The 20347-nt window shown below is 70.2% G+C and carries 16 protein-coding genes; 3 read left to right on the top strand and 13 right to left on the bottom strand.

Annotation, left to right across the window (positions count from 1 at the left end; translation table 11 throughout):
• The first annotated feature begins 34 nt into the window (after window positions 1-34).
• Window positions 35-1618 carry a hypothetical protein gene (locus ABS52_01105; protein ODT05319.1) on the top strand — a complete coding sequence of 528 codons (1584 nt, stop codon included), beginning with the start codon at window positions 35-37 and terminating at the stop codon, window positions 1616-1618.
• A gap of 35 nt (window positions 1619-1653) precedes the next feature.
• Here the strand turns inward: ABS52_01105 and ABS52_01100 are convergent, their stop codons facing one another.
• The 13 genes from ABS52_01100 to ABS52_01040 all read right to left on the bottom strand — a co-directional run bounded on the left by ABS52_01100 (window position 1654) and on the right by ABS52_01040 (window position 16764).
• A complete protein-coding gene (locus ABS52_01100) occupies window positions 1654-3093 on the bottom strand; it encodes a protoporphyrinogen oxidase (GenBank protein ODT05318.1) in 1440 nt (479 codons plus the stop codon).
• Window positions 3093-4535 carry an oxygen-independent coproporphyrinogen III oxidase gene (locus tag ABS52_01095; GenBank protein ODT05317.1) on the bottom strand — a complete coding sequence of 481 codons (1443 nt, stop codon included), beginning with the start codon at window positions 4533-4535 and terminating at the stop codon, window positions 3093-3095. Before ABS52_01095 ends, ABS52_01100 begins: the two co-directional genes overlap by 1 nt.
• Complete coding sequence (locus ABS52_01090; protein ODT05316.1) at window positions 4532-5551, bottom strand: uroporphyrinogen decarboxylase; 1020 nt, start codon at window positions 5549-5551, stop codon at window positions 4532-4534. Before ABS52_01090 ends, ABS52_01095 begins: the two co-directional genes overlap by 4 nt.
• On the bottom strand, window positions 5548-6270 hold the full coding sequence (locus ABS52_01085; GenBank protein ID ODT05419.1) for a hypothetical protein: 723 nt from the start codon (window positions 6268-6270) through the stop codon (window positions 5548-5550). Before ABS52_01085 ends, ABS52_01090 begins: the two co-directional genes overlap by 4 nt.
• On the bottom strand, window positions 6270-7358 hold the full coding sequence (locus ABS52_01080; GenBank protein ID ODT05315.1) for a hypothetical protein: 1089 nt from the start codon (window positions 7356-7358) through the stop codon (window positions 6270-6272). Before ABS52_01080 ends, ABS52_01085 begins: the two co-directional genes overlap by 1 nt.
• Complete coding sequence (locus tag ABS52_01075; protein ODT05418.1) at window positions 7355-8644, bottom strand: glutamate-1-semialdehyde aminotransferase; 1290 nt, start codon at window positions 8642-8644, stop codon at window positions 7355-7357. Before ABS52_01075 ends, ABS52_01080 begins: the two co-directional genes overlap by 4 nt.
• An 11-nt stretch (window positions 8645-8655) precedes the next feature.
• A complete protein-coding gene (locus ABS52_01070; protein ID ODT05314.1) occupies window positions 8656-9657 on the bottom strand; it encodes a delta-aminolevulinic acid dehydratase in 1002 nt (333 codons plus the stop codon).
• A complete protein-coding gene (locus ABS52_01065) occupies window positions 9654-10394 on the bottom strand; it encodes a hypothetical protein (protein ODT05313.1) in 741 nt (246 codons plus the stop codon). Before ABS52_01065 ends, ABS52_01070 begins: the two co-directional genes overlap by 4 nt.
• The gene (locus ABS52_01060) at window positions 10391-11323 is read right to left on the bottom strand and encodes a hydroxymethylbilane synthase (GenBank protein ID ODT05312.1); all 933 of its coding nucleotides are present in this window, start codon (window positions 11321-11323) and stop codon (window positions 10391-10393) included. The genes ABS52_01065 and ABS52_01060 overlap by 4 nt, the downstream gene beginning before the upstream one ends.
• The gene (locus ABS52_01055) at window positions 11320-12537 is read right to left on the bottom strand and encodes a hypothetical protein (GenBank protein ID ODT05311.1); all 1218 of its coding nucleotides are present in this window, start codon (window positions 12535-12537) and stop codon (window positions 11320-11322) included. Before ABS52_01055 ends, ABS52_01060 begins: the two co-directional genes overlap by 4 nt.
• Before the next feature lie 385 nt (window positions 12538-12922).
• On the bottom strand, window positions 12923-13888 hold the full coding sequence (locus ABS52_01050; protein ID ODT05310.1) for a ferrochelatase: 966 nt from the start codon (window positions 13886-13888) through the stop codon (window positions 12923-12925).
• Window positions 13889-13944: 56 nt separating this feature from the next.
• The gene (locus ABS52_01045; protein ID ODT05309.1) at window positions 13945-14880 is read right to left on the bottom strand and encodes a hypothetical protein; all 936 of its coding nucleotides are present in this window, start codon (window positions 14878-14880) and stop codon (window positions 13945-13947) included.
• 90 nt (window positions 14881-14970) lie between these two features.
• On the bottom strand, window positions 14971-16764 hold the full coding sequence (locus tag ABS52_01040) for an acyl-CoA dehydrogenase (protein ID ODT05308.1): 1794 nt from the start codon (window positions 16762-16764) through the stop codon (window positions 14971-14973).
• Window positions 16765-16852: 88 nt separating this feature from the next.
• Here ABS52_01040 and ABS52_01035 point away from each other — a divergent pair, with 88 nt between their 5' ends.
• Together ABS52_01035 and ABS52_01030 are read left to right on the top strand one after the other, a co-directional pair.
• A complete protein-coding gene (locus ABS52_01035; GenBank protein ID ODT05307.1) occupies window positions 16853-18496 on the top strand; it encodes a hypothetical protein in 1644 nt (547 codons plus the stop codon).
• A 553-nt stretch (window positions 18497-19049) separates the two neighbouring features.
• A complete protein-coding gene (locus ABS52_01030; protein ODT05306.1) occupies window positions 19050-19832 on the top strand; it encodes a hypothetical protein in 783 nt (260 codons plus the stop codon).
• The last annotated feature ends 515 nt before the right edge of the window (window positions 19833-20347 follow it).

Here is a 20347-nt window from a genome sequence, read left to right as displayed (position 1 = left end):
TTGTATCGTCTCCCTCCCGCTTCCGGAGCCCGCCATGCGCATCGCTCGTTCGCTCGCCCTCGCCGTCCTCGTGTCGCTCCCGCCCGCACTGTCGGCGCAGGCGCCGGAGAAGCTCGACTACCAGATGCTCGGCCGCATCCGGGAGGAGGGGATGCAGCGTTCGCAGGTCATGGAGCTGGTCTCGTGGCTCTCCGACGTGAAGGGGCCACGCCTCACGGGGAGCCCCGGCTTCAGGGAGGCGGGCGACTGGACGGTGGAGACGCTGAAGAAGTGGGGGCTGTCGAACGTGCACTACGAGCGCTGGCCGTTCGGGCGCGGGTGGTCGTTGGAGCGCTTCAGCGCCCACATGATCGCCCCGCAGATCCAGCCACTCATCGGCTATCCCAAGGCGTGGACGCCGGGGACGAACGGCGTGATCACCGGCGACGTGGTGCAGGTCCTCATCACAACGCCGGCCGACTTCGAGAAGTACCGCGGGACGCTCAAGGGGAAGATCGTCCTCCCGCAGGCAGAGCGCGACGTGCGGATGCTCGAGGGGCGGATCGTCCTCAAGATGAACGAGCAGGACATCGCCGAGGCCGAGTCGACGCCCATTCCTGCAGCTGTCGGTGGGCGCGCGGCGCGGCCGGCGGTCACGCCCGCGCAGCTGAACCAGTTCTTCGTGAACGAGGGGGTGGCGGCGGTGCTCGACCGCGGCTCCGACTCGGACGTCTCGACCGGGGGGAGCGACCTGTCGTGGACGACGCAGCGGGTCGATGGCGGGACGATCTTCGTGGGGAGCGGGGGCGGGCGCGAGCCCAACGCCGCCCCGGTCCCGGTGCAGGTCACGCTGGCCGTGGAGCACTACAACCGGATGGTCCGCATCCTGAAGAAGGGAGTCCCGGTGAAGGTCGAGCTCGACGTGCGGGTGAAGTTCCACGACGAGGGGGCGACGCCGAACGGCTTCAACATCATCGCCGAGTTGCCGGGGACCGATCCCCGGCTGAAGGACGAAATCGTCCTCTTGGGGGCGCATTTCGACTCGTGGCATTCGGGGACCGGTGCCACCGACAATGCCGCCGGGGCGTCGGCGATGATGGAGGCGCTGCGCATCCTCAAGGCACTGGGCGTGCAGCCGCGCCGCACCATCCGCCTCGGGCTGTGGGGAGCCGAGGAGCAGGGGCTGCTCGGCTCGCGCCACTACGTGAAGGAGCACATCGCCGACGGCGCGACCGTGAAGCCGGAGCAGGCCAGGCACTCGGCGTACTTCAACATCGACAACGGGACGGGGCGCATTCGCGGGGTGTGGCTGCAGCAGAACTTTGGGGTCCAGCCGGTCTTCCAGCAGTGGATTGCGCCGCTCAAGGACCTGGGGGTCACCACGCTCGGGCCCCGTTCGGTGACCAGTACCGACCACGTCCCGTTCGACGCCGCCGGGATTCCGGGGTTCCAGTTCATGCAGGAGCGCCTGGAGTACAACTCGCGCACCCACCACTCCAACATGGACGTGGTGGACCACGTGCAGCGCGACGACATGGTGCAGATGGCGACCGTGGTGGCGTGGTTCGCCTACAATGCGGCGATGCGTGACGAGCCGCTTCCGCGCAAGGCGAGCCCGCCGATGCGAGTGGCGCAGTAGGAAAGGTTCCCCGGCGCGTGTGCCGCGCGCCGGGGTTAGCCGGCGATGGCGGCCGCGGCGTCGATGGACGTGGGCATGCCGAGCAGGCGCGCCGCCATGCGCTCGCCCACCGTCACGCCGTCCGATGCCGCGTCGGCGAACGCCACCCCCCGCAGCCCGAAGCCGGTGGCGTCGAGGTGCGGAAAGCACGCCAGCGCCCGCTCGATGCGCGCCACGCGCTCGCCGTGCCCGAGTACGTACTGCGGGATGGCGCGCGCCACCCGCTCGATCCGGACATGGACCGGGGGATCGGTGATGCCGTAGAGGCGGGTGACCTCCTCGCGCGCCAGCTGCAACACGGCGTCGTCCGACAGCGCGCCGATGTCGGGATCGACCGCGCCGCCGAGTATTGCGCGCACCAAAACGTGCCCCTCCGGGCTGCGTCCGGGATAGAGATGGCTCTCCCAGAGGTTGCCGAGCATGCGGAATCCCTCGTCGCGGGCGATGAGGACGCCGAAGCCGGCTGGGATGCGCTCGGTGGCCCCGGGGGCGAAACCCAGCGCCACCACGGCGATCGGGGGGCAGGGAATCGCCTCGAGCTCGGCGGCGGCCGCGTGGTCCAGCGGGCGGACGAGCGCGGCCATCGCCCACGGTTCACCGGCGAGGATGACCCCGTCCGCCCGGATCGGTATGCCATCGCCTTCCACCACGACTTCCCATGACGGGGACGCCGATGCGGGCTGGGTCGGCATTGATGACGCCGTGGCGCGGCGGATGGCCTCGACCCGCGCGTTGCGCCTGACGGTGAAGGCCCCTCCCTGTGCCAGGGCGAGCGGGAGGCTCTGCATCCCGTGGCGGAAGGAGGTCAGCGTCCCCGACGAGGTGCGTCCCCTCCTCGCCATCATCCCACGGATGATGGAGCCGTGCTCGCGCTCCAGCGCTGCCATGCGGGGAAAGGCGGCAGCCAACGACAGCCGCCGAGCGTCGCCGGCGAAGATCCCGAGCGCCATGGGGCGCACCATGCGGTCGGCTACCTCGCTCCCGAGCCGGCGGGCGGCGAAGTCGAACACCCCTTCGTCGCCCCCGTCGCGGCGCGCCCGGACGAACGGCTCCACGAGCAGGCGCCCCATCCCGCGCACGCTGAGGATGCCATGCCGCACGAGGGCGAAGGGATTCGGCACGATCTCCCGCATGCGCCCGGCGCGATAGATGAAGCGGCGCCTCGACGCCACTCCCGCCGGGATTGCATCTGGCGACAACCCCGCCTCCTCGACGAGACGCTCCATCGCCGGGCGCCCGCCAAGGAAGCCCGACGGCCCCGCTTCCACGAGCCACCCGTCCCGCTCGATCGAACGAGCCTTGCCGCCGACTTCGGCGTCGCGTTCGAGCACGATGACCTCGAGCGCGTCACCGCGCTCCCTGGCCAACCGGCGCGCCGCCCACGCCGCCGCGAGGCCGGAGATCCCTCCCCCGACGACGACGAGCCGCGGGGCCATCACACCGTGCGGCTGAAGACGGGGGCCGACTCGGCGGCGTGCTTCTCCTGCTGGTAGCGGTCGAAGCACATGGCGAGGTTGCGGATGAACAGCTCGCCGATGGGGGTCGCCTCGATCGCCTCGGGGCGGATGCGCACGAACCCTTCCCGTTCATGCGGCGCCAGGCGCTCGAGGTCGGCGGCGAAGTACGAGGCGAAGTCGATCCCGAATCGCCGCTCCACCATCGCGGGGTCGACGCGGAAGTTGCACATCAGCTCGTGGATCACCACGCGCCGCACCTCGTCGTCGGCCGAGCGCATGATCCCGCGCGCCACCGGGAGCGAGCCGGCGTTGATGCGCTCCTCGTACGTGGAAAGCTTCTTCTCGTTCTGCACGTAGGCGCCGCGCACGTCGCCGATGGCCGAGATGCCGAGCCCGATGACATCGTCGCCGGGCAGCACCGAGTAGCCCTGGAAGTTGCGGCGCAGCCGTCCATCGCGCTTCGTCTTCGCCAGTTCGTCGTCGGGACGCGCGAAGTGGTCCATCCCCAGCGGTTCATAGCCGGCGCGCAGGAAGCGCTCGCGGGCGATGGCGAAGAGGGCGACCTTCGTCTGGGCGTCGGGGAGCTGCGACTCCTCGATCTTCTTCTGGTGTCCACGCACCCAGGGGACGAAGGCGAACGAGTAGACGGCCGCCCGGTCGGGCTGGAGGCCGATCACCGACTCGATGGTGCGCTCGAAGCTCTCCGGCGTCTGCAGCGGGAGCCCGTAGATGAGGTCCACGTTGATCCCGCGGAAGCCGCGCGCGCGCGCGTGCTTCACGAGTCGCTCGGTCTGCTCCAGCGACTGGATGCGATTGATGGCCTCCTGTACCTCGGGGGTGAGGTCCTGCACGCCGAACGAGATCCGGTTGAACCCCAGGTCGGCCAGGGCGTCGATGTGCTCGGGGGTCGTGACGCGTGGGTCGGCCTCCACCGCCAGCTCGGCGCCGGGGACGGCATGGAAGTAGCGGAACAGGTGCGTCAGGAGGTCGGTGAGCTGCGCCGGCGTGTAGTACGTCGGCGTCCCGCCCCCCAGGTGCAACTGTGCGAACGAGCGGCGGTGGGGGAGCCGCTCGGCCAGGAGCTCGATCTCGCGCTTGAGCAGCTCGAGATACGGCGCCGCCACGTCGCGGTGACGGGTGATGATCACGTGGCAGCCGCAGAACAGGCAGCGCTGCTCGCAGAAGGGGAGGTGGATGTAGATGGACAGCGGGTCGTCGGCTGCCGCATCGGCCGCCGCATCGGCTACCGCGAGGCGGCCGAGGTAGTCGGCCTCCGTGAATCCCTCGTGGAACTCGACCGCCGTGGGGTAGCTGGTGTAGCGCGGGCCGGGCCGGTCGTGGCGCGCAATGAGCTCCGCGGTGACGCGTCGCTCGACCGGGCGCACGTCGTCGCCCGGCGCGTGGGAAGTGGTGTCTATCATGGCAGGACCTCGGCATGCACCGTGTCGACCAGTGCCTGCACGCTTTCGATCGGGGTCTCGGGAAGGATCCCGTGCCCGAGGTTGACGATGTGAGAATGCGGAGGGACGCGGGCCAGGAGGTCGCGCGCCGCCGCTGCGGTGGCCTCGGGGCCGGCGAGGAGGACGGCGGGGTCGAGGTTCCCCTGCAGCGCGCGGCCGGGGACGATGCGCCGGTGCAGCGCCGCCAGGTCCTCACGCCAGTCGACGGCGAGCCCCTCCGAGGGAAGCGCTGCGTAGCCGTCCACGAGGTGCGACGCATCCTGCACGAACAGGATGCGTGGGATGCCAAACGCCTCGGTCTCGGCGAGAAAGCGGGCGATGTGCGGCCGCACCAGGCGTGCCCAGTCGGCATGCGACAAGACCCCCGCCCACGTGTCGAAAAGCTGCACGGCGTCGGCGCCGGCCTCGGCCTGCTTCCCCACGTAGCGGATGGCGAGCGTGGTGAGCTTCTCGAGCAAGGCGTGGAGCAGCCCCGGGTCGCGCGCGGCGAGCGCGCGAAGCGCGGGGAAGCCCGGGCTCCCGCGCCCCTGCACGAGGTACGCCGCCAGCGACCACGGCGCACCGGCGAAGCCCAGGAGCGCGGTGCCGGGGGGGAGCGAGGGTTTCACCAGGTGCAATGCCTGCGCCACCTCGGGGGCGATCTCCCCGGGCGACGGGTCGCGCAGGGCGTCGACGTCGGCCGCGGTGCGCACGGGGCGCGCGAGGATCGGACCGGGGTCGAAGCGCACGTCGAGCCCCAGCGCCCCGACAGGGCTCATGAGGTCGGCGAAGATGATCGCCGCGTCCAGCGGAAAGCGGGCCAGCGGCTGCAACGTCACCTCGGCGGCCAGCTCGGCGCTCCCCGACAGCTCCTCGAACGAGTGCTTCGCCCGCAGGGCGCGATACTCGGGGAGGTAGCGTCCGGCCTGCCGCATCACCCACAGCGGCCGGCGGGGGGTCGCCTCGCCGCGCAGCGCCGACAGGAGGATCGAGCTCATCGCCCCTCCTCCTCGTCCGCCGCGGTGAAGCGGTAACCGATGCCGCGAATGGTGTGGAAGTGACGCGGGTGCTCGGGGTCCGGCTCGAAGCGCTTGCGCAGCCGGACGATGAAGTTGTCGATCGTGCGCGACGAGGGGAGGACGTCGTCACCCCACACCTTCTCGAGGATGTCATCGCGCCAGACGACCTCTCCTTCGCGCTCGGCGAGGACCTTGAGGATCATGGCTTCCTTCTGTGTCAGGATCTGGTCGCTGCCGTCCCACGAACGGCCGCGAAAGCTGCGGAAGTCGAACTCGTTGCCGCCGAAGCGGACCACGGGCTCGAGCGCGGTCATCGCGTCGTAGCGCGAGCGACGGCGCAGGATGACGGCCACGCGCAGCAGGAGCTCGCGCAGCTGGAACGGCTTGGGCAGGTAGTCATCACCCCCGGCCTCGAGCCCGCGGATGCGGTCGTCGCCGCCTCCGCGCGCCGTCAGGAACAAGACGGGAATGTCGCGTCCTTCGCGGCGCGCCGTCTCGCACACGGTGAAGCCGTCCATGCCGGGAAGCATCACGTCGAGAATGACGAGGCCGTATTCCTTGCGGCGGATGCGGTCGAGGGCAGTGAGCCCGTCGACGACGGCCTCCACGCTGTAGCCCTCGGCCTCCAGGTTCTCACGGATGCCACGAGCGAGGTTGATCTCGTCCTCCACCAGGAGGATGCGGGCGGGAGTGCTCATCATGTGCGCTGGGCGAGGGGCCACGTCACGGTGAAGCGGGCGCCGTACCCCGGCCCCTCGCTGTGGGCGGTCACCGTCCCGCCATCGAGCTCGGCAAAGCGCCGCACGAGATAGAGGCCGAGCCCCGTGCCAGCAGCCCGATCGCTCGCGTCACCCGTGACGCGATAGAACTTGTCGAACAGGCGCGACGCCTCCTCCGGCGGAAAGCCGATCCCCGTGTCGCGAACCTCGAGATGCACGCCGTCGACGGCCTCCCACGCGCGCACCGAGACATCCCCGCCGTCGCTGGTGGCCTTGAGGGCGTTGTGCATGAGGTTCCGCAGCAGCGCGTGCAACCCCTCCGGATCGGCCACGATCACCAGTTGTTCGGGGACGTCCACGCGCAGTCGCGCCGCCCCTTCCTCCTGGTCCTGCATCTCACCCACCACGTCGGCCACGGCGTGGGCCAGCACCGTGGGCTGCGGCGCGCCACGCAATTCAGCGGCCGAGAGGCGCGACGTCTCCAGCAGGTTGGAGATCACGCGCTGCAGGCGCCCGAGGTCGGCCAGCAGCCGGTGCACCAGCTCGATGCGCCGCGCCGCAGGGGGGTCCCGCAGGGCGAGCGTCTCGGCAGACAAACGGAGGCTTGCAAGAGGGCTCTTGAGTTCGTGGGACACGGCGGCGAGGAACTCCTCCTGTCGGCGCCGCAGCGCGGCATCCTCGCGAACGGCGTGAACGACGATGGTCATCGAGGCAAGAAGGACGGCGAGGAAGAATGCCCCTTCCCACCCGTAGCGGTTGAGACGGTGATCCCGCTCGGCCTCCAGACGCTCGGCCACGTTGGGGTCGAGCACGAGGGTGACCGAGTCCGCCGACAACTTGACCTGCGGGTAGGCGTACGCGATCTCGTGCCAGGGCATTCCCGCTCGCACGAGGGCGCGCGCCGACTCCACCTCCGCCTCGTATGCCACGCGCAGGCGCGTCTTCACGTCGGCCGTATAGCGCACCTCGTCGAACATCCAGTACGCGAGCTGCGCGCTACAGACGACCAGCAGGACGAGAAGCCCGACCTGGGTGGCGCGTACTCGGCGGGACGGCGAGGCGGTCATCGATCTCGGCGGGGGAGCATGGCCAGGGCACCCTCGAGGGCATCGCGCAGGCGAGCAAGATGCGCCTCGCCGTGCGCCAGCGACAGGAAGCCGACCTCGTACGCGGACGGCGCGATGGCGACTCCCGCCTCCAGGAGCGCGTGAAAGACGGGGCGGTAGCGCTCGGCGGCGGCACTCTCGACACGCTCGGCAGACCGCGGAGGCTCTCCCGGCTGCAACGACATCCAGAAGAGGGAGCCGAGTCTCGCGAAGCTCGCCGGGAACGGCGCACGGGCGAGCACCGGGCGAATCATCGCGTCGAGCGTGCGCCCAGTCTCCTCGAGGCGCGCCCACCCGTTCTCGCGCTCCAGGACGCGAAGCGTCGCGAGCCCGGCCGACATCGCCACGGCGTTCCCCGAGAGCGTCCCCGCCTGGTACACCGGACCCTCGGGAGCCAGCTGCCGCATGATCTCGCGACGCCCGCCGAACGCGCCCACCGGGAGCCCGCCGCCGATCACCTTGCCGAACGTCGCCAGGTCCGGGGTGATGCCAAGGAACTCTGCTGCGCCGCCGCGGGCGATGCGAAAGCCGCTGATCACCTCGTCGAAGATGAGGATGGCTCCAGCGCGCGCCGTCTCGCGACGCAGCGTCTGGAGGAACTCCATGCGCTGCAGCAACAAGCCGTTGTTGGCCGGCACGGGCTCGATGATGACGGCCGCCACCTGGTCGCCGTGCTCGCGGAGGTAGCTCACCAGGCGCTCCTCGTCGTCGAGCGGGAGGACCACGGTCTCGCGGGCAAAGCCCTCGGGGACTCCCGCCGACGACGGGCGACCGTATGTGACGAGTCCCGACCCGGCCGCGACGAGGAGCGGATCGGCATGCCCGTGGTAGCACCCGGAGAACTTGATGATGCGGTCGCGTCCGGTGAAGCCGCGCGCCACGCGGATCGCGCTCATCGTCGCCTCGGTCCCGGACGAGACGAATCGGACCTGCTCCAGCCCCGGGTAGGAGGCGACGATGTGCTCGGCGAGCTCGATCTCCGGCTCGCACGGGGCACCGAACGTCGTCCCGCGCGCCACCGCGGCGACGATCGCGGGCTGCACTTCAGGGTGTGCGTGTCCCAGGATGAGCGGTCCCCACGAGCAGACGAAATCGACGTAGCGACGGCCATCCACGTCCTCGATCTCGGCGCCCAGGCCGGCGCGCATCACCAGGGGGGTCCCGCCGACGGCGCGGAAGGCGCGAACCGGCGAGCTCACGCCGCCCGGGATGACTCGGGTGGCGCGCTCCATCCATGCCGCCGACATCGGACGCGCGCTCACAGCCACCTCCGCTGCAGCGCCTCGCGCGCGTGATAGGTGATGACCAGGTCGGCGCCCGCGCGCACCATGGCCTGCAGGTTCTCGCGCACGATTCCCGCCTCGTCGAGCCACCCGCGCTCGGCCGCGGCCTTCACCGCCGAGTACTCGCCCGAGACGTTGTAGGCCGCCAGGGGCAACGTGCTCGCGTCGCGCACACGGCGGACGACATCGAGGTATGCCAGGGCCGGCTTCACCATCAGCATGTCCGCTCCCTCCGCCTCGTCCAGGCGGGCCTCGCGGATCGCCTCGATGGCGTTGCGCGAGTCCATCTGGTAGCCGCGCCGGTCGCCGTGCTGCGGTGCCGAGGCGGCGGCGTCGCGGAAGGGGCCGTAGTAGGCGGAGGCGTACTTCACCGCATACGACATGATGGCCACGTCCGATTGGCCGCGCGCGTCCAGCACGTCACGAATGGCCCCGACCCGCCCGTCCATCATGTCGGAGGGCGCCACGACGTCGGCTCCCGCGTCGGCATGGGCGGCGGCCATCGCGGCGAGCAGCGCCAACGAGCGATCGTTGTCGATGCGGCCGTCGACGATCACGCCACAGTGCCCGTGATCGGTGTAGGCACAGAGACAGACGTCCGTGATGACCACCACGTCGCTCCCGAACTGCGCCTTGAGGGCGCGAATCGCGCGCGACACGGTTCCGCTGGGGTCGCTGGCGCAGCTCCCGGTGGCGTCCTTGCGCCCTTCCTCGGGAGTCCCGAACAGGAGGACGGTGCGGATCCCGAGAGCCAGGTCGCCTTCGACGGTGCGCACGAGGTCGTCGACGCCAAGTCGCGACAGTCCTGGCATCGACGGGATGGGCTCGGCGCCGCGCTCGGTCGGGAGGACGAAGTGGGGCATGATGAGCTGCCCGGCGCGCACCTGTGTTTCGGCGACCAGGTCGCGGAGCGCGGAGGTGCGGCGAAGGCGGCGCGGGCGAATGCGCCCCGGGGTCGTGACGTGATCGGTACTCATGTCATCGCTTCGAGCAGTCCCTCGAAGGTGGGGCGCCGGGCCTCGTCGCTCACCGTGAGCCCGCGTTGGCGGGCCGCCGTCGAGGTGGTGGGACCGATGGTGATCACCCGCGCCCCTTCCGGGACGCGCGCGATGTTCAGGAGGCCGGCGACCGCGGAGGGGCTGGCCAGGAGGATGTCGTGGATCGTCTCGCGCGCCAGGTCGCGCCTGGCGGACGCGGCAGGGGCGGGGATGGTGCGATAGATGTCGACGCGCGTCACCGGCGCCCCAACCGTTCGCAGCGACATCTCGGCCTCGCCGCGCCCGCCGAGCGCCCCGGCGAGCACCACGGGCTGGAGCTGCGGGGCGCCGTCGTGGGTGAGGCGACGCGCGAGGGCCTCGCCGAGCCCTGCCGACGTCTGCAGCTCGGGGACGAGGTCGACGCGCCCCAGGTGCGTGCGGGCGGCGGCGGCGGTGGCCTCGCCCACCGCCGCGACGCGCACGTGCGCGGGGAGCTGGACGCCGATGAGCGTCGCAGCGATCGCCGCCCCGCGCGGCGACGAGACGACGAGCCACGCCGCGTTATGCAGGGCGGTGCGAAGGGCAGCGCGCGCGGGCGCCGAGTCGAGCGGCTCGCTCACCAGGCAGGGGAGGATGACGGGGATGGCGCCGAGCGACGCCAGGCGCGCCGCCCACCGCTCGGCGTCATCCTGGGCGCGCGTGACGAGGACGCGGCGGCCGGCCAGCGGAGCGATCATCGGGCGAGTCCCGCCAGCTGCGCCAGCTCCGCCCACGTCGTGTCGGCGAGCGTCTCGGGGTCGCTGCCGGTGTGCACCATCCGCGCCACCGAGCCGTCCTCGCACCCCAGCGTGGCGTGCAGCTGCAACGACTCGTCGCGGAGGATCTCGCACCACGCCCCGAAGGGGAGCGTGCACCCCCCCTCGGCGCGGGCGAGGATGCGACGTTCGGCCCGGAGGGCGCGCCCGCTGTGAGGATCATGGATCTGCGAGACCGCCGCGATCACGTCGGCTGCGTCGCGGCGCACCTGCACGGCGATCGCTCCCTGGGCAGGCGCAGGGGTGAAGACGCTGGGGTCGAGGCGCGAGCGCACGATTCCATCGGGAACCACGGGTACTGCGCGATCGGCATCGCGTTCGAGCCGCGCGAGCCCGGCGGCGGCCAGGACGATGGCGTCGAAGTTGCCGCCGGCCAGTGCCGCGATGCGTGTGGGGACGTTGCCCCGGAGCATCCCGACGGCGAGGTCCGGGCGCAGGGCGCGCACGAGCGCCGCGCGCCGCGCGGCCGACGTCCCCACGGTGCTGCCCTGGCGCACGGGAAGGGGGCCAGCCTTTCCGTCGTACGAGGCGGCGCGGATCAAGAGCACGTCGGCGGCGTCGACCCGCTCGGGGACGGCGGCGATCACCAGCTGTTCCGGGCCCTGCGATGGGAGGTCCTTGTACGAATGCACCGCCACGTCGATGCGGCCATCGAGAAGGGCTTCCTCGATCTCACGGACGAAGATCCCGAAGGCGCCCACGTCGGCGAAGCGGCGGTCGGTCGCGCGGTCGCCGGCCGTGCTGATGATGACCGTCTCGGTCTCGAAGCCCCCGGATTGCAGCCGACGGGCCACGTCCGCGGCCTGCACGCGCGCGAGGGCGGAGCCCCTGGTGCCGATGCGCAGTGTCACGAGTCGTCGGATGAAGGTTCGAGCATGTCCATCCCGGCGCGCTCCGCCGCCTCGCGCAGCTCGCGCGCCAGCTCGGGCTCGGCGTTGCCGAAGAAGGTGGCCACCGCCGTCGGCCCCGCCTCGAAGGCCAGGTCGCGGAGGCCGAGCGACGGGACGTGCGCGAAGCGGCGCGCCAGCGTCTCGGCCCAGCGACGGATCACCTCCCGCTCGGCCTCGCCAACGCCGGCCAGCTCGCGCTCGAAGAGACGCTCGACTCCCTCGATGGCGGTGTGGCGGTAGCGCAGGCGCAGCTGGGCGATCATCGGCCCTACCAAACGCTCCGCAGCATGACGCCGCATCTCGGTGAGGGCGTGGTCGACAATGGCGCGCGCGTCGGCGAACTCGAGGAGGAGCCGGTCGCGATCATGGGCCGCCTCGGCGCTGATCTCGTGCATCCCGATGCGCGGGACGTCGGCGGTGCGGGCGACGTCGGGGTCCACGTTGGGAGGGACGCCGAGGTCGATGACCAGCGGGGATTCGCCCGAGCCGGTGCGGGCGGCCAGCCGTTCCAACTCGCCACGCCCCAGCACCGGTTCGCGACCCCCGGTCGCCGTGACCACGGCCTCCACACGGTCGGGGGCACGGCGAAATTCGTCGAGCGACCGCGCCTGTGCGCCGATCTCCCTGGCCAGCGTCTCGGCGCGCTCCTTCGTCCGGTTCACGACGATCACCGATACGCCGGCCGAGGCCAGTGTGCGGGCGCACTGCTCGGTCATCGGCGAGACGCCGATGAGCGCCACGCTCCCCGGCGTGCGTTGCAGCCGCTCTTCCACGTGGCGCACGGCGATGTCGGCGAGCGAGACCTTTCCGTTCCTTCCCTCGGTAATCGGGCGGATCCTCTTGGCGACGCGCAGCGCCTCGCCAAAGACGTGTTCCAGGCGCGGGCCCATGAGCCCCAGTTCGCGGGAAGTGTCGATGGCCTCGCGCACCTGCCCGGTCACCTCGCTCTCCCCGAGGCGCGCCGAGTCGAGGCCGGCGGTGAGGAGAAAGAGGTGCTCGGCCGCCCCTTCCCCTTGCCAGACGCGGAGTGCCTGCTCGGCCTCGCCGCTGAACGGCGGGCGTCCCGTGAGCGCGGCGAAGATCCGGCGCCGGTACTCGACCATCGGGGTCGGCCCCTCGGAGACGAAGGCGAACTCGACGCGGTTGCAGGTGGCGATGTAGACGAGCTCCCGCACGCCGACGGCCGACGCCAGGCGAGTGAGGCGCTCGGCGCGCTCTTCTTGGGCGATCGTGAACGCGGCGAGCGTGTCCGTACGCCGATGCCGCCAGGTAATGCCTACTACGCCGGTTCGATGCAAACGCGACCTCCCATCGGGCTGCGAGCCGTCTCGCACGTCACGGACGGCTCGAGGCCGCAGCCGCGCGCCCGCGCGCTGGCGGCCATAGGTGCGACGGCATCCAGGCCATCGCACGCCACTCGGGATTCTAGCAGCATTCGACGCAGGAGTGTCACAATCGCGTCATGGCTCGCACATCGCCGGAAAATTCCCGGCGATGGGCCGGCGCTCCTTCCTTAGGCAGCTCTAACGGGCGATGGCCGCGCGCGGGCGGCCGCCCGGGCTACGACAGGGCGCTTCCGATGAGCGCGTCGATGAAGGACGGGTGGCTCTCGACGCCGGCCACGCGAATGAGAACCTCGCCGCCGGCGTGGAGGAAGCTCTCGCGCCCCTGCTCGCCGATCTCCTCGATCGTCTCGAGGCCGTCGGTCACGAAGCCCGGGGTGATGACCGCGACGCGCTTCACCCCCTGGCCGGGGAGTGCCTCGAGAACGTCGGCCGTCGCCGGAGTGAGCCACTTCTCCGGGCCGAACTTCGACTGGTACGCATGCGTCGCCTTCTCGGCCGGCCACCCGATGGCGGCCAGGAAGGCGCGGGTCGTCGCCTCGCAATCGCGCGAGTAGACGTGTCGCTCGTTGCGATCGTAGCGGGCGGGGATGCCGTGGTACGACAGCACGAGGTGATCGGGCATCGCCGGAGCCTGAGCGATGGCATCGCGCCAGCACGCCACCATGGCGGCCACGTAGTTGTGGTCGTCAGGGGCAACGAGTCGCTCGGCGAGGCGCGACGTGAGGCCCATGTCCTGGGCCGCTTCGCGCGCGCGCGTGAACGCCGTGCCGGTGGTGGAATCGGTGCGCTGCGGAAAGAGCGGGAGGATCACGATTGGGCCATCGTGCTGCGCCGCCGCCTGGCGGATCGCCGTCTCCAGCGACGGCTCGCCGTATCGATATGCCTCGCTCACCGTCAGGCGCCCGTCGGCGCGTTCGCGAACCGCCGCCACCATCCGCTGCGTCCCCACGCGCAAGGGCGATCCCTCGGGGGTCCAGATTGTCGCGTACGCCTCGGCCACGCGCTTGGGGCGCGTGCGCAGGATGATCCCCTGGAGGATCGGCTGCCAGAACCAGCGCGGGAAATCGATGACCGCGGGGTCGCTGAGGAACTCGCGAAGGAAGTCGCGCACCGCGGGTGCGGTCGCGGCCTCGGGGGTGCCGAGGTTGACGAGGATGAGGTGGGGCTTCGAGCTGGTCATGGCGTGAATATATCTCGCCCGGAAGCCACCCTTCTTTGGCACGCCTTCGCGGCGTCCTACGAGCCCGCGCGTGCCGGCAAGGCGCTGCGCTCGAGGACGAGCTTCACCAACCCCTCGATGATCGCCTTGCGGTTGGAGCGGATGTGCTGCCCCGGGAGCCAGATGATCTCCTTCGGATGACGCGCGCTGTCGTGCAGTGTCTCGATCGCCGAGCGCGGGAGGCGCTCGTCTTCCGTGGCGTTGATCATGATCACCGGGCGTGGCGACACCAGCGGGACCCAACGCTCCGGCGCGAAGCGCGGCCCAGCGGCCAGGAGGTCGGCCAGCGCCGCCACGAGCACGCGAGGCGCCTTCCAGGGGATGCTCTTCCTCAGGTTGTGCTCGAGCAGCGCATAGGGCTGGCCGGCGCCGTGCACCAGCCAGAGCCGGGTGACGCGCGTGTCGAGCGCCGCCGTCATCGCGGCGAACGGAGCGCCGAAGCTCGCCCCCACCAGCTCGATGCGGGTGGTGTCCACGTCGGGGCGCGCGCGCAGGTAGTCGAGGGCGAGCATCACCGCCGGTGGCGTGTCGAGGAGCGCCTTCCGGATGCGGGGGACGAGAGGGACGACCGCGAGTCCCTTCACCCGCGGATCGCCCTGGAAGGGATACGCCATCGCCGCGACGATGTTGTCGCCCGGATCCTCGATGAGTGTGGCAGCGCGCTCCTGGGTGGTGTGGCCGCCGAGGATGATGAAGACCGGGCGCCGGCGTGCCGACGGCGCTTCCGAGCCGGTCGTCGCCCGCGGGTTTGCAGCTGGCGATGCTGCCGTGACCGCCGGCCGTCGCAGCAGCAGCTCCGCGCGCAGCCCGCTCGCCGAGCGCAGGACGATGCGCTCGTTCACGTAGCGCCCCGCGCTGTCCACCGGGACGAGGTCCGACGCATGCAGTGAACCGTGCCGGGCGCGCATCCCCGGCACCGGGTCGCGCAGGAGCCAGGCCGGGCAACCCGCCATGGCGAGGGCGCCAACCGTCAGCAGCAATCGCCGGCCACGCCCTCCTCGCTTCGCGCCAGCCACGGTCGGGTCCTCGCCCGGATAACTGCCCTAGAACGCCTCCGACGGGAAGTCCATCACCGCACCGCCCCCCGCCGTGATCGTCGCGTAGAGCGACAGCGTCTGCGGCATGAGCCGCTCGAAGAAGAAGCGTGCCGTGGCCAGCTTGGCCTCGTAGTGCGCGGGAGCGAAGGCCCCGCCGCTGGCCCGGCGCTCGGTCGCCACCCGCGCGGTGCGCAGCCACTGGTGCCCCAGCGTCACCAGGCCGAACATGCGCAGGTACTCGCAGGCGGCCGCCCCCGCCTCGTCCGCGTTGCGCGCGGCGGCCTGGGCGAGCCATTCGGTCGCCTTCTGCAGCGCCCCCGCCGCCTTGCCCAGCGTGGCCGCGTGCGCCGCCAGCGCGGGAACCTTTCCGCTCGCCTCGATTTCCGCCGCGACGATGGCCGCGTAGCGCTTGAGCAGCCGCCCGTTCCCCTCGGCCAGCTTGCGCCCGACGAGGTCGATGGCCTGCACGTAGTTGGTCCCCTCGTAGATCTGCCCGATGCGCGAGTCGCGCACGAACTGCTCCATCCCCCACTCGCGGATGTAGCCGTGCCCGCCGTACACCTGCATCCCGATGTTGGTGCTCTCGAAGGCGAGGTCGGTGAAGAGCGCCTTGATGATGGGGGTGAGGAGCGCCACGAGGTCGGCGGCTTCCTGCCGTTTGGCCTCGTCCGGGTCGCGGAACTCCTGGTCGATGAGCATGCCCGTCCACGCCGACAGCGCCCGCGCCCCCTCGATGTAGGCGCGCATCGTCAGCAACCCGCGTCGCGTATCGGCGTGCACGATGATCGGGTCGGCGGGACCGTCGGGGTTCTTCGTCCCGGTGAGCGAGCGCCCCTGCAGCCGTTCGCGCGCGTAGTTCACCGCGTTGGTGTACGAGTGCGCCGCCAGCCCCAACCCCTGGATCCCCACCCCGAGGCGCGCCGAGTTCATCATCGTGAACATCGCGCGCATTCCCTTGCCCTCCTCGCCCACCAGGTAGCCCACCGCGTTGTCGAAGTTGAGGACGCAGGTGGCCGACCCCTTGATCCCCATCTTGTGCTCGATCGAGCCGCAGGTGACCCCGTTGCGGGCGCCTAACGAGCCGTCGGCGTCGGGGATGAACTTGGGGACGAGGAACATCGAGATCCCGCGCGTCCCCGCCGCTGCCCCGGGGAGCTTGGCCAGCACCAGGTGCACGATGTTCTCGGTGAGGTCGTGTTCGCCGGCCGAGATGAAGATCTTCTGCCCGGTCACGCGGTAGGTGCCGTCATCCAGCTGCACCGCCTTGGTGGTGATGATCCCGAGGTCGGTCCCCGCGTGCGCCTCGGTGAGGCACATCGTCCCGGCCCAATCGCCGCTGGTGAGGCGCGGGAGGTAGAGCGCCTTCTGCTCCTCGCTCCCGTGGGCCTCGATGGCCTCGTACGCCCCCTGCGTCAGCCCGGGGTACATCCCGAAGGAGAGGTTCGAGCCGACCACCATCTCGTCGATCACGAAGCGGAGCGTCAGGGGGAGCCCCTGCCCACCGTGTTCGGGACTGGCGGCCAGCCCGATCCACCCACCCTCGGCGTACTGACGGTAGGCTTCCTTGAACCCCTGGGGCGTGCGGACCGCGCCGTTGTCCCAGGTGCATCCCTCCGCGTCGCCCGACGCGTTGATCGGCGCCAAAACGTTCTCGCAGAACTTCCCCGCCTCTTCCACGACCGACATCATCAGGTCCGGGGTGACGTCGGCGTATTCCTTGTACGCCAGGAGCGGCGTGACGTCGTGGAGTTCGGTCAGGATGAACCGCAGGTCATCGACTGGAGCGCGATACGTGGGCATGAACGCAACCTGTGGACAAAGGGAGTATCGCCAAATTAGCCCGAACAGAAGCCGGGCGCGTCGGGCGTTCGCCGCACTCGTCGTCATCGTGACGGTGGGCGGCTGCATCCAGTCGCCGGTTCCCCCACTCGGCGGGACGGCGAGCGAGCAGCTGGGACGGCTCGAGAACCAGTTTGCCGACACGCGCGAGCTCTACTTCCAGATTTACGTCACCGACGCCCGGGGGGTTGCCGGCAACCTGCGCGGAGTGTCGCTGGCCGACATGCGGCGCGCCCACCGGGCGCTGCGCGAGCGGGTGGCCGAGGGGCTGGAGGGGCTCGACACCGCGCGCCTGGGGGGCGAGGACGGGCATGCGGTGCGCACGATGCGACGGCTGCTGGACGAGTCCGCCTGGGTCGAGGAGGAGCGGTCGCCATCGTCGGAGCCGGTGGCCGAGTCGTGCCAGTACTCCCCGTCGGCGCTGGCCACCGGCGACAGCGCCCTCCAGCGGCTGTCGGCGCGCATCTATGCGTGTTACGGCGCCGAGGCGAGGCGGGTCGTGACTCCGACCGACACCAGCGATCGATTGACCGTGCTGGGGCGGCTGGGGACGGAGCCGTCGGCGGAGCAGCGGCGCGCGCTGTTCCTGTCATTGCAGCCGCTGTGGCGGTCGGTCACCGGCGACGGCTCGCCGGCGTCGCCATACCGGACGATGCTGGCGCTGAGCGCCGAGCGCTGGCGGCGCGAGGGGTCGCCGATCGCCGCGGCCGCCCGCTCGTTGAGGATCGACCCGGCGCAGGTGGAGCCGATGCTGGTGCGCATCCTGGAGGCGTGGCGCGACCACACGCCGCCTGCGCGCGTGGAACCGTGGGATTGGTACTACGACAACGGCGCCGCCAGCCGCACCCTGTCGCCGCGCATCAACCGCGCCGCGCTACGCGAGGTGAACGACCGTTTCTATCGCGACCAGGGGGCCGATCCGGAGACGCTTGGCATCCACTTCGACCTCGATCCGCGCGAGGGGAAGACGCCCGTCGCCTTCACCCAGTTCGGCAAGCCGGCGCGGCTGCGCCGCGGCAAATACGGAGAGCGCGAGGCGTGGGTCTTCGCGACGTATCGCGTGGGGGGCTTCGACAACCTGGTGGAGCTGCTGCACGAGACCGGGCACGCCATTCACGTGAGCGCGGTGGCGACGCGCCCGGCCTTCGCCGACTGGCCCGACAGCGACCCGTTCACCGAGGCGCTGGCCGACCTGCTAGAAATGGAGGCGTTCGAACCGGAGTGGCAGCAGCGCTACCTGGGGGGCAGCGCTCCGGTGGCGGCGTCGCTGCGCGGGAAGTACGCGTCCATCGCCCTCGACGTGGCGTGGGCGCTGCTCGAGTTGCGCGTCCACGCCGACCCCTCGCGCGACCCCAACGCCGAGTGGGCGGCGATCACCAGCGAGTATCTCCACATCGTGCCGCACCCCGAGTGGGGGTGGTGGGCGATGCGCGGGCAGCTGGTCGACAGCCCGGGGTATATGATGAACTATGCCCTGGGGGCGATGATCACCGCCCAGTTGCGTGCGCGCGTGCGCGAGCAGCGCGGGCCATTCTGGCGCCCGGACAAGAAGATGTACGATTGGCTGTCGAATCGGCTGTATCGCTTCGGGCTGTCGCGGCCGACGCGGGAGGTGCTGCGGGACTTCCTGGGGGAGTCGTTAGGCGTGGAGGCGCTGGTGGGGGATATGAGGCGGTTGGGGGAGGGTCGGTGATGTGCATCACCGGTCGGTAAGATCTCCCATCGGGGGGACGGCACGGGCGAGACTGTCCAGGAGGACGTCAGCCTGTCCGAAGTCGATCGCCACAAAACCAGACGCTCCCACCACATTCCGAACTGGCGCTCGCCGCTCTCGCACCCACTTTCGTGCATCGTATCGTACCCGGGACGACGATGACGTCTGCCCATCGCGCATCGCCCGGCCACTCGTGGTACTGCATTCCCAACGCGCTCGACGAGGACGGCAGATGCGCCACTGGAATCTGTGGGGGGTATGCGGGGTACTGCTTGCAGTGAGCGGGTGCCATGATGCAGGAAATCCGACGGGCCCCGAGGAGGGACGGTTGAAGTGGGGGTGGGACGAGCCTCTCGGCACCGGGACACCGTCTCCCCCGTCAATGTCGTGCACTCAACCCTCGGCATTTCTCGGCACCGCGACCTGTACTGCCGCAGGGATCCCACCGACGGGCAACCCGTCGTGGAGTTTCGAGACGGCTGCGGGCGTTGTGATCGCCGGACCAAGCTCGACTCTGTCGTGGTCTGGGTCGATGGTGGCCAGCGGCACGGCAACGGTGACCTACACGGATGGCAATGGCCAGCAGCAGACGCTGAGCTATGGCGTCAGCGTTCCCAGGCGCGCAGTGAGTTGGGCGTCAGTGGTGGGCGGCTCGACGGGACAGCCAGGTGACATCGACGTCTGCATTCAGGAGAACTGGGACGGGTTGACGGCGAGCAAGCTCTGCACGTCGAGCTCCGACGCCGCGCAATTCTTCATCCCGAGGGTGGCCGAGCTAAGCTCCAGCAATGGACTCTCCGTTGCGCAAGTCGGCAGCACCGGCCCCAATGCAGGTCTCTACTATGTCAATGAGATGTCGGCCTACATGGACCTGAGGACGCAAATCTCGCCGCGATACCGCACCAACGGGCCGGCGTACACCTTGGCCTTCGCTCCGGCAACGCTTGTGTCGGCATGCGCGGCGGCCTCCGTGTATGGTTCGGCGAGTGTGTACCAGGCGAATGCGGTTTGCACTGGCAACATCGTTCCCTTCAACAACCTGGTGTCGTGCATCTGGAGCCATGAAGCGCGCCATATGACGGCTGGTGTTGGTGCTGCGAAGTACGTCAATAATGACGTCTACGCCTTGTGGGAACCGCTCGCGCGCTCGACATCGACAGCGCTTGTGACCGCGGCAAAGGAGGAGTACGACTTTGCACACCTCCGCGTCCGCGGGATCATTGACGCTGCGCAGAACACAGGACCGTACACCAACTTCTCGGGCTGGTGGATTACTGGTTCTGGTTGGGCGCAGTCCTACTATCAGTGGTGCTGAGATGCTCATGCCGCCGACAATCTTTCGGCTCTGCTTGTTCTTGCTGTGGCTGCCGATAGAAGCAAGTGCACAAACCACTGCGAGCCCGCCCGCGCAGGCGGTATCGCTCGCTTCCCGCATTGCTCGTTCCATTCGCACCGATGGCAACGATGGCCGAGCACTTCCGATTCTCACGCAGGCGCGCAAACCAGAGAGTCGCGCGTTGATGGATGAAATCGCAGACACACTTACTGCGATCGCAATCGAGCCGTCAGTCGACGATGTGGCTAATACCCGCGCGAGATCGGTCGCCATCGGGTTCCTGCATCTCGCTGGACTGGGCGAGTCCGGCTTGCCGGGAGACGTTCGTGGCACTCCGTATTCGGGCGCTGCGAAGCGGCTTCGGCGAATCGCTGAGTCGTCCTCGTACGTGGATGCACGTGCAGGAGCACTGAAGCGACTCAGCAACCTCGACCGTTCCTCGGCGCTCTTGGGATACCTCCGCCAGCAGGCCTTGTTGTCGAGCATCGTCGCGG

The organism is Gemmatimonadetes bacterium SCN 70-22, from assembly GCA_001724275.1.
In the GTDB taxonomy this organism is placed as follows: Bacteria; Gemmatimonadota; Gemmatimonadetes; order Gemmatimonadales; family Gemmatimonadaceae; genus SCN-70-22.
This window is presented reverse-complemented; position numbering and strand designations above follow the sequence as displayed.